This is a genomic window from Bacillus sp. AFS088145, from assembly GCF_002564465.1.
Lineage (GTDB): Bacteria > Bacillota > Bacilli > Bacillales > Bacillaceae_G > Gottfriedia.
In genome coordinates, this window is record NZ_NUUX01000022.1 from 42,147 (window position 1) to 52,220 (window position 10,074).

Sequence of the window (10,074 nt, forward strand, 5' to 3'; positions counted from 1 at the left end):
AAACTCATTATTAGGTAGAATGATAGAAGTGAAAAAAATCTGTTAGAAAATGAGGGGTAACTGTGCGTAAAAACTTCGTAGATATTTTATATCTCCTTGTTGGATCAGCTATATTTGCAGTCGGTGTTAACTTCTTTGCTATACCGAATAAATTAGCTGAGGGTGGCTTTACCGGCATTACGATGATTACTTATTATCTATTTAACTGGTCACCTGATGTCGTATATTTTGTTTTAAATGCTTCCTTGTTAATAATTGGATATAAATATTTAAAGAAACAACTAATAATTTATACAGTTATTTCCATAATAGCGATTTCATTTTTCTTACGAATTACCGACGGTTATGGCGTACCTACTAGTGAAACTTTACTAGGTACTATTTTTGCTGGTGTTTTAATTGGTCTGGGGTTAGGAATTGTCTTTCGTGCGGGTGGTACAACTGGTGGTTCGACCGTTCTTGCTCAAATGGTGCATCAATCCTTTGGGTGGAGTATTAGTAAATCTTTACTATTATTTGATCTAATTGTCGTTTTAGGTGGTTATTTTGTCATCGGCTTTGAGAAAACACTATATACTGTAATTTCTATTTATATCGGTATAAAAGTTTTGGATTTTATTATGGAAGGATTAAATCCTAAAAAAGCGATTACGATTATTTCCGATCAAGCAAATGAAATTGCACAAATCGTATCAAATGAAATGAATCGAGGCGTAACAATTTATCCTGCAAAAGGCCATTTCTCAGGCCTAAGAAAAGAGTCCTTATACATTATTCTAAATAATAAAGAACTATTTGAACTAAAAAAAATTATTCACACAATTGATCCAAAAGCATTTGTCGTTATACATGATGTAAATGATGTACTAAAGGCAGGATAAGTAAAACTCGGATTATAAGATAAAAAACAAATCACTATAAGTAATCCAACTTAAGTGATTTGTTTTTTATTTTCCCTGCGCTTTTTTTAATAAGTTCTTATGCTCTTACCCTTTTTTCTCCCTCCTCTCTGTCAATAATCTCTCATTTATTCCATCAAGTTCCTTTTGTAGCTTGACGATTTTTGAAATTTGAGCTTTCTTTTCTTCATCCGTATCTTTTTCTTCTGCATTCATTGCAGCTATATCTAGTTGTAATTTAATTCGTTCATTTAATAAAGTTTGCTGATCGTTTGAGATGTTTTGTCTTCCGCTCCATTCTGCAAAAGATCCTTTGAATTCATAAAGATTTCCATTTTCAATATGAATTACACGATTTGAAACCTTTTTTAGTAAATATGGATCATGTGACACTACAACTACAGCTCCAGGATATGCAGCTAATGCTTCCTCAATTCTTTCTCTCGTGTGTATATCCAAATAGTTTGTTGGCTCATCAAGCACTAGTAGATTAGAATCAGAAAAATATAACTTTACGAAAGCAACTCTACATTTCTCACCCATACTTAGTTGAGCAATATTCTTGTAAACATCCTCTCTTCTAAAAAGGAAACATGCTAAAATTGTTCTTGCTTCTGTTTCAGTCATATTTGGAAGTGATAAAATTTCATTTAAAATTGTTGAATCCTCATTTAACGCTTCAAGCTCTTGCATAAAATAACCTATTTTTAATTGAGGATTTTGTCTTACAGATCCATTATTAGGAATCATTAATCCTGTTAATAATTTTAAAAATGTAGATTTTCCTGAACCATTTTTTCCGATTACAGCTAATCGATCTTCTCGATTTAAAATAAAATCTACTTGGTTAAATAACGATTTTTCATCATATGAAAAATCAACTTTATCAAATGTAATCATTTGTTTTGCTGAAAATGAATCATTTTCAAAGCTCGCTGAAATTGTTTTAACTTCCTTTGGTTTTTCAACTTTTCTTTTCTCTAATCGATCTAAATCCTTTTCTTTTGATTTAAATCTTAATGCGTTTTTTGCTGCTTTTTTCTTAGCAAAAGGATCACGTTCACTGGCTGCATTATGCGAGCTTGTAAACCATTGTTTATATTGGTTAATTGTTTCAATCAGCTTTTTCTTTTCCGCTTCTTGTTTTTCATATTGTGCTTGCTGAGTTTTTCGCTCATGTTCTTTTTGTATTTTGTATGTTGAATAGCCACCATTATACTCAAATGTACCACTTTCGGTTAATTCAACTGTCATAGTCGCAACATCATCAATGAATTGTCGTTCATGAGAAATAAAAAGTACACTACCTTTAAAGTTTTGTAACCATTCCGTTAACCATTGGATTGACTCAGTGTCCAAATGATTTGTTGGTTCATCTAAAATTAATAGTTTTGGTTGCTTCATCATTACTTTTGCTAATTTGACTTTTGTTTTTTGTCCACCACTTAAATGACTGAATGGGATATTCCACAACTCTTGCGGTAATTGAAATTTCTTCAAAACTTGATCTATTTTTGTTTCCCAATCATAGCCATCTAATTCTAAATATTTACTTAAACTCTCGTTATATTTAGCAAGGTTTTCTTCATTAGACAAATCAAGTAAATACTTTTCTAAATTCTTTTTGATGAAATATCGCTCTTGATCCAACGATTCGATCACTTCCCTAGCTGAAAGGTTATCCTGATTCTCTTCATCTGTTAAAAGCCATCCAATTTCATCTTTTGAATAGTGAATTTGCAGCATTCCTTTTTCCAATGGAATATTACCTAAAAGGGCATTAATAAATGTTGACTTTCCAACACCATTTTCACCAATTAATGCTACCCTTTGACCTTCTTTTATGTCTAAGTTTCCATTTTCAAAAATTGTTTTACCGTTTAATTCTATTTCTATATTCGATGCTTTTATTATAAACATATACTTCACTCCATCCGATTTTTAAAGATCACTCTGCTTAAAAATTCAATCTGTTTTCGAAAGTATTTTTAACAAGAGAAAATAAAAAACACACAAGCAGTATCTGCCTGTGTGTAAATTGGATGTGATTTAATAAGCCGTGTATATATATAAATATATATACGTTAAAATATATTTCAAATGAAATATATTAGTAAATAAACCATGCATTTAAGACAATGGATTAATTTAATATTAGTTTAGGCTCATAAATAGACATAGTTATCCAATTTCTCTGATTTCAGGCAGAGTACTTTTTTGCTATAAAATTAATTAGCTTAAAAAGTTATCGGATATTGTACATAGTGTCTAAATTTGATGCCTCCTTAAAATTATTAATTTAATCTTAGCTTACTTTTAGTATGATTTCAATGCATTCTTTTTATTCATTCCAAATTAATGCCAGTTCCTTACTCAATTTCTTTCTTAATTGGCGACTTTCTAATCGTTTAAATGCTAATTGCTGTAATTTAATTTCTTCCTCAGTTTCTGGAATTACCTCTACTACTTTATGTGGTTTTCCATCTTTTAGTGCAACAAATGTTACAAAACATGTTGCAGCAACTCTTTTTTCACCTGAAAGTAGGTCTTCGGCAGTAGCTCGAACAAATACTTCCATTGAGCTTGAACCTGTTAAGATCACGAACGATTCATAATAAATGCAGTCACTTTCACGAACTGGACATAAAAATTCTACTGAATCCATCGATGCGGTTACACATTCCATTCTTGAATGCTTTGTAGCTGAAATGGAGGCAATTAAGTCCATTGCGGCAAGCATTTTCCCTCCGAATAAGGTACCATGGTTATTTAAATCAGTTGGAAATATTCTACTACTATCAAATACTCTGGATTCTTTTACATATCTACCACTCATCGATTTCACCCTATCATTAAATAATTGAATAATATTTTTCTCGAACTTTTTTCGCAGATTTTACCATATTTGTTAAGGCATCTATTACCTCAGTTTCATTGCGCGTCTTTAAACCACAGTCTGGATTAACCCAAAATCTATTTGCTTCACACACTTTTAAAGAACTAATAATATTTTCTTCCATTTCCTCAACCGATGGTACCCTCGGACTATGAATATCATACACGCCTAAACCAATTCCAAATGGATAAGGGGACTCAGATAAATAAGTAGAAAATTCTTGATGACTTCTTGCATGTTCAATTGAAATAACATCTGCATCTAAATCAATAATTGTGTCCATAATATCGCTAAAATTGCTATAACACATATGAGTATGTATTTGCGTTTCATTTCGGACGCTTGAAGTAGCTAAACGAAATGCTCTCGTTACCCAATGTAAATATTGACTCCAATCTTTTTGCTTCAATGGTAAACCTTCTCGAATTGCAGGTTCATCAACTTGAATAATTGAAATGCCAGCCGTTTCAAGTGCTTTTACTTCTTTACGTAAAGCTAGTGCAATTTCATTTGCTATTTCCTCTCTTGTACGATCCTCACGAACAAACGACCAATTTAATATTGTAACTGGACCTGTTAACATCCCTTTGACTGGTTTAGCTGTTAAGCTTTGTGCATACTCAGTTTCATTTACAGTAATTGGCTTTGTAAATTCCACTTTACTAAAAATAATTGGCGGTTTAACACAGCGCGATCCATAAGATTGAACCCACGCTTTTTTCGTAAATGCAAATCCCTCTAGTTTCTCACCAAAATATTCAACCATATCCGTACGCTCATACTCACCATGTACTAATACATCCATATCAATATTTTCTTGAATTTCAATCCATTCTTTAATTTTCAATTTAATTTGATTCATATATTCTGAATCATCGATCGTTCTTTTGCGCCATTGCTGTCTTATTTGTTTAATTTCCTTCGTTTGAGGGAAACTTCCAATTGTAGTCGTTGGTAAAATCGGTAAATTCATTACTTTATTTTGTAATGGATATCTTAAATGGAATGGTACTGGTCTTCTAAAATCTTCTTCATTAATGGATTCTAATTCATTACGAGTTAAATGATTTTTTTTGCTAAGTTGTTTTAAATTTCCTAAACAATTACTTGCATATTTAACTTCATGATCAAACTTGCTCGCTTTGTTTATTAATAAACTTTTTAGTATAACTAACTCTTCTAATTTTTCATCGGCAAACGATAATGCCTCGAACAATGTTTCATTTAATAAATTCTCTTCAACTTTTGTAACTGGTACATGAATCAAACTACAAGAAGGTTGAATCCACCAATCTTTTGGGCTTATTTCTTTTTTAAGAGAATTTAAAAAATCAATGGAATCATTTAAATCATTTCTCCAAATATTACGCCCATTAAGTATTCCTACGCCTAGTACCTTGTCATTTGGAAATCCGTACTTCAGGATCGACTCTAAATTTCCATCTTTACCGTGAACAAAATCAAGACCAATGCCTGCTACTGGGAATGAAATTAGTTCTTTATATTGTTCAACTGCTTCAAAGTAAGTTTGAAGCATGATTGATAATGTAGGTACAGCTTTTGTGATTTGATCATAAACTTCTTTCATAAAACGAATATCTTCGCTTGACTCCTCTAACACAAAACATGGTTCATCAATTTGTACCCATTCAACACCTTCATTCTCTAGCTCTTTAAGCATTTGTATATAAAGGTTTACTAGATTATTTATTATGTTTCGTTTTTCTTCTTCCTGGTAACCTTTTGCTAACTGTACAAATGAATAGATTCCTAGAATGACAGGTTTCGTTTTTATACCAAACTCAATTAAAGCCTCTTTGTATGCTTCTAATGGCTTATTGAATAGCAATTTAGATTGCTTCTCTTTTTGATATTCAGGAACGATATAGTGATAGTTTGTATTAAACCATTTCGTCATTTCACAAGCTACAATGTTTTTACTACCCCTTGCTAATGCAAAATACGTATCTAGACTTGGTCTTTCATTTATTTCACCAAATCGACCAGGAATCCAACCAAACATAGTAGCAAAATCTAACACATGATCATAAAACGTAAAATCATTTACAGGGACCAGCTCTACACCTAAATCGTGCTGTTTCTTTATTGAGCCTAATCTCAGTGATTTCATTTCCTTCTCAAATTCTTCTTGATTAATTTTCTTTTGCCAAAAGCTTTCTAACGTTTTTTTCCACTCACGATTTTCACCAATTCTCGGATATCCTAGATTACTTATATGTACCACTTTTTCCCTCTCCTTTTAACTAAAATAAAAAAGCATTTTTATCTCATAAGAGACAAAAATGCCTTTAAGTTGGAAAACATAAATAATTAGAGTACGTTAACTTAAGCTTTCTTTCCATAAGGCACCTCCCTATCTCTCGTAGGTCAAACAGCGTCGTTAGAATAGGCAGGTCTCCTGACTTAAGAATCTTTGTAAATAAAAGCCTTCCCTATATTAATAAGTGGCATCTTCATATTTACTCCTCTATTACAGTGGCGGGACCGTGTTGGAATTAAACCAAACTTCCCTTTTAAGTAAATGATTTCAAACTTTGAACTTCATTTACACCTATTCCCTACTATTTAGTTTTCATCATTTTGTCATAAAATGCAAAAATAGTCAAAATATTTATTTTTTATTTTTCGTACTAATTTAAAAAAATTTTTATTAGGGGTTAAATAAATGCTGTCGATTTAGTAATTTAGGTAATTAAAAAATGCGTTCGTATACTAATCTCATCCAGTTTAATTACTGTTTGATCTAATCATACGAACGCATTGATTGTTTATAAAATTTATATTTTTATTGAATAGCTATTTTTCAAAGAAACATCTTACCATCAAACTAAGTAATGTATTAATTAGCTATTTCTTCATCTGATTGAGCATCTAATGGTACACGTTTTCCGATACCAAAAGCATAGAAACAAATGACAAGGATTGCCAAGAAAATAATCCCTACAATAAGTGAGATACGTGTGTCATCATTAAACCACATACCGATCAATACCATAACTAAATAGGCTAATGTTAAGTAGTTAGTAAATGGTGCAAAAGGCATTTTAAAAGGATGATTTTTAATTTCATCTCCTTTTACTTTTCTGAAACGAATATGACTAATTAAGATGACAAACCACGGAATCATCCCAGGAAGTACACTTGCACTGTATACATACACGAATAAGTTTTTTGGTGCAATAAAATTTAAAATAACGCCAATTACTAAACCAATTAGTACACCGAACGTACCGAATAAAGGCACTCCGTTATTTGAGACTTTTGTAAAATATTTTGGTGCTTGTCCATTTATACCTAATGTATAAAGCATGCGACCTGCACTATAAATACCACTGTTACAACCAGACAATGCAGCAGTGATTACGACAAAGTTAATAATTCCAGCTGCAGCTGTAATACCAAATTTTGCGAAAGTTACAACAAACGGGCTACCAATCGAATTTAGTTGATCCCAAGGGAAAACTGTTACAATTACAAAAATAGCACCAATATAGAAGATTAAAATACGCCAAATAAGACTTTGAATCGCTTCTTTTAATGTTTTTTTCGGATTTTCTGCTTCTCCAGCTGTAATACCAATCAATTCAACGCCTTGATAAGCTCCAACAACTAGTGAAAGTGCAAAGAAGAAACCTGACCAACCACCTGTAAAGAATCCGCCATTTTTCCAAAGGTTAGAAAGTCCAATCGCATTTCCACCGTTTCCAAGACCGAAGAAAATAAGACCAAACCCTGCAACAATCATTAATAAAATCGTAACGACTTTAATCAATGCAAACCAAAATTCAAATTCACCAAATGATTTAACGGAAATTAAATTTGCTACACCAAGAATCACAATTGCAATTATTCCTGGTATCCAAGCAGGTAGGTCTGGAAACCAGTACTTCATATATGCCCCAACTGCAATAATTTCTGACATTCCAACAATAACCCACTGGAACCAGTTACTCCAAGCAGTCATATACCCTGCTAAAGGATGTATATATTTATGGCCAAATGTCGCAAATGAACCTGTACTTGGCTCTAGGTATAGCATTTCCCCCATTGCACGCATAATGAAAAAGATAAAAATCCCCGAAATTGCATAAGCAAGCATTACTGATGGGCCTGTCCAATGAATTGTACTCGTTGAACCCATAAATAATCCTACACCGATTGTACCGCCTAATGCAATCATCTGAATATGGCGCGCTTTTAATCCTTTTTTCAATTCCTTTTGTGCCATTCTATTACCTCCCCTTTCTGATGAAACAAGTGTCACTTTTTGAATCAAACTTAAAAACTTCTCCCCTAAATCCTTTACAAACTTACTTTAGAATATTTACAGTTAAAAAGCTTCTTTATCTTCCTATCATTAACTGATCTTTCGAATTGAACTTGGAATATTTTTCTTATTTTTCTTACGTAAAATACTAATAAAATAACCAATAAAACCACCAATAATAGCTGGAAATATCCAACCTAAACCTAAACTATACAACGGGAGGTACTTAGTGAATAAATGATGAATTACTTCAATTTGTATTCCAGCTGAGTTTAACCCATCAAATAGACTCACAATAAAAGTTAAGATCAAACTGCCTTGATACACTTCTGACCTACCTTGGAATGTATAGTGTAAGAATGTTAAGAAAATTAAGGATATAGCGATAGGATATAGTGTCATTAATACAGGAATTGAAACTTTAATTAGCTGTGTTAACCCTATATTTGCTATAAGTGTACTAAATACAGTCATAATGATCGCAATTTTTTTGTAAGAAATGGCTGGAAACAATTCATGAAAAAAAGTAGAACAAGCAGTGATTAGACCTACACTCGTAGTCAAACATGCCACTGTAATCATTAAACCTAATAATATTGCCCCATAAGAACCAAAATAATAGTCTGATACTTTCGCTAAAACTTCAGCTCCATTATCTAGTCGACCAAGTTTCTCAACACTAGAAGCCCCCATATATGTAAGAGCTGAATAGATTATTGCTAAAAGTGAAGCAGCTATTGCTGTTGACTTTCCACAAACGATCATAAGCTGTTTTTTATTAGTAACTCCTTTTCCCTTAATTGCGTTTACAATAATAATTCCAAAAACAAAAGCTACAAGAGCATCCATTGTTAAATAGCCTTCTTGGAAACCTTTAAAAAACACATTTGTTGTGTATCCTTTAAATGGCTCTTGAAATTTCCCAATTGGATGAACAATAGCGATAACAACAAGCAATCCGATAAACGTTAATTTAATAGGAGTTAGAAATTTTCCAACTACATCAATAATCTTTGTAGGATTAAGTGATAACAAGCATGTAACTGTGAAAAATAAGATTGTAAATATGATTAATGCACCAGGACTTGCATCATTTGATAAAAAAGGTTTAACGCCAATTTCAAACGATACATTCCCTGATCTAGGGATAGCAAAAAAAGGACCAATTGCTAGATAAAGAACCGTAGTAAATACAATACCAAACAACGGATGTACACGTCTAGCTAATGATTGCAAATTTTTTTCACCTGAAAAAACAAAAGCTGTAACACCTAACAAGGGTAATCCAACTCCAGTCACTAAAAAGCCTGCATTGGCGATCCATAAGTTTTTTCCGGCTAACTGTCCAAGTATGGGTGGGAAAATTAAATTTCCTGCTCCAAAAAACAGTGCAAATAACATAAAACCTAGAATGATTATAAAAGTATTAGGTACTCTTGGTGACATAAACAACAACTCCGATTATTAATTTGTATAAAGTTTCCCAATTGGACTAATTTTCAGACCAAACAATCTTACCTCACATTTTCATCAAATTCAATTAAATTTTATTATAATAAAATATTGTTTCTTCGCATTATTATATTTTGTCACAAATTTTTCAAATCTATAAAACCAATTCAGTCGTTTCGCTATTTCTTTAGGGCATTTAAGTTGGGATTTAAGAGAATATAAGACAAAAAAAAGCACCTCAGTCGATAAACTGGGGTGCTTTCACGCTGTTGAAATACAAACTTGTCAATAATTACCAAATTTTCGTAAAAGGAGTAGAGTGAAATGTTGATTTCCACTACGGGATGCTCGCTTTCCATGGGNNCCGCTTATCCCATAGGAGTCTAGCATCCCTTTTGTTCCAATTAACTTATTCATATAAAAATGAATACTCTAAAAACCTAATTATATATCTTTTACATAGAGTAGCATAACAGCCCATTTTATCAATTTATAAATCAATTAAGTCGGACCATCTATGTATTATAATAATCATTTGA

At 32.1% G+C, this 10,074-nt stretch carries 6 protein-coding genes and 1 riboswitch; of the genes, 1 reads left to right on the forward strand and 5 read right to left on the reverse strand.

What is annotated here, in order from left to right:
* Positions 1-62 precede the first annotated feature (62 nt).
* Positions 63-881, forward strand: a complete 819-nt coding sequence (locus COI44_RS15190) for a YitT family protein (RefSeq protein WP_098428716.1) — start codon at positions 63-65, stop codon at positions 879-881.
* A gap of 105 nt (positions 882-986) precedes the next feature.
* On the opposite strand, the gene abc-f is transcribed toward COI44_RS15190, so the two are convergent.
* From abc-f to brnQ, 5 genes are all read right to left on the reverse strand, one after another.
* Positions 987-2,819: a ribosomal protection-like ABC-F family protein gene (abc-f, locus tag COI44_RS15195; protein WP_098428717.1), complete on the reverse strand. Its 1,833-nt coding sequence runs from the start codon at positions 2,817-2,819 to the stop codon at positions 987-989.
* 421 nt (positions 2,820-3,240) lie between these two features.
* Complete coding sequence (locus tag COI44_RS15200; RefSeq protein ID WP_098428718.1) at positions 3,241-3,735, reverse strand: acyl-CoA thioesterase; 495 nt, start codon at positions 3,733-3,735, stop codon at positions 3,241-3,243.
* Between the two features lie 16 nt (positions 3,736-3,751).
* A complete protein-coding gene (gene metE, locus COI44_RS15205; RefSeq protein WP_098428719.1) occupies positions 3,752-6,040 on the reverse strand; it encodes a 5-methyltetrahydropteroyltriglutamate--homocysteine S-methyltransferase in 2,289 nt (762 codons plus the stop codon).
* Positions 6,041-6,187: 147 nt separating this feature from the next.
* Positions 6,188-6,386, reverse strand: a riboswitch (cobalamin riboswitch).
* Positions 6,387-6,655: 269 nt separating this feature from the next.
* Positions 6,656-8,044: an amino acid permease gene (locus COI44_RS15210; protein WP_098428720.1), complete on the reverse strand. Its 1,389-nt coding sequence runs from the start codon at positions 8,042-8,044 to the stop codon at positions 6,656-6,658.
* Between the two features lie 129 nt (positions 8,045-8,173).
* On the reverse strand, positions 8,174-9,529 hold the full coding sequence (gene brnQ, locus COI44_RS15215) for a branched-chain amino acid transport system II carrier protein (protein ID WP_098428721.1): 1,356 nt from the start codon (positions 9,527-9,529) through the stop codon (positions 8,174-8,176).
* Positions 9,530-10,074: the final 545 nt, after the last annotated feature.

Bases quoted from the DNA above. Each gene is read 5' to 3' on its own strand.
- abc-f (WP_098428717.1), bottom strand. From the start codon at position 2,819: ATGTTTATAATAAAAGCATCGAATATAGAAATAGAATTAAACGGTAAA.
- COI44_RS15200 (WP_098428718.1), bottom strand. From the start codon at position 3,735: ATGAGTGGTAGATATGTAAAAGAATCCAGAGTATTTGATAGTAGTAGA.
- COI44_RS15210 (WP_098428720.1), bottom strand. From the start codon at position 8,044: ATGGCACAAAAGGAATTGAAAAAAGGATTAAAAGCGCGCCATATTCAG.
- brnQ (WP_098428721.1), bottom strand. From the start codon at position 9,529: ATGTCACCAAGAGTACCTAATACTTTTATAATCATTCTAGGTTTTATG.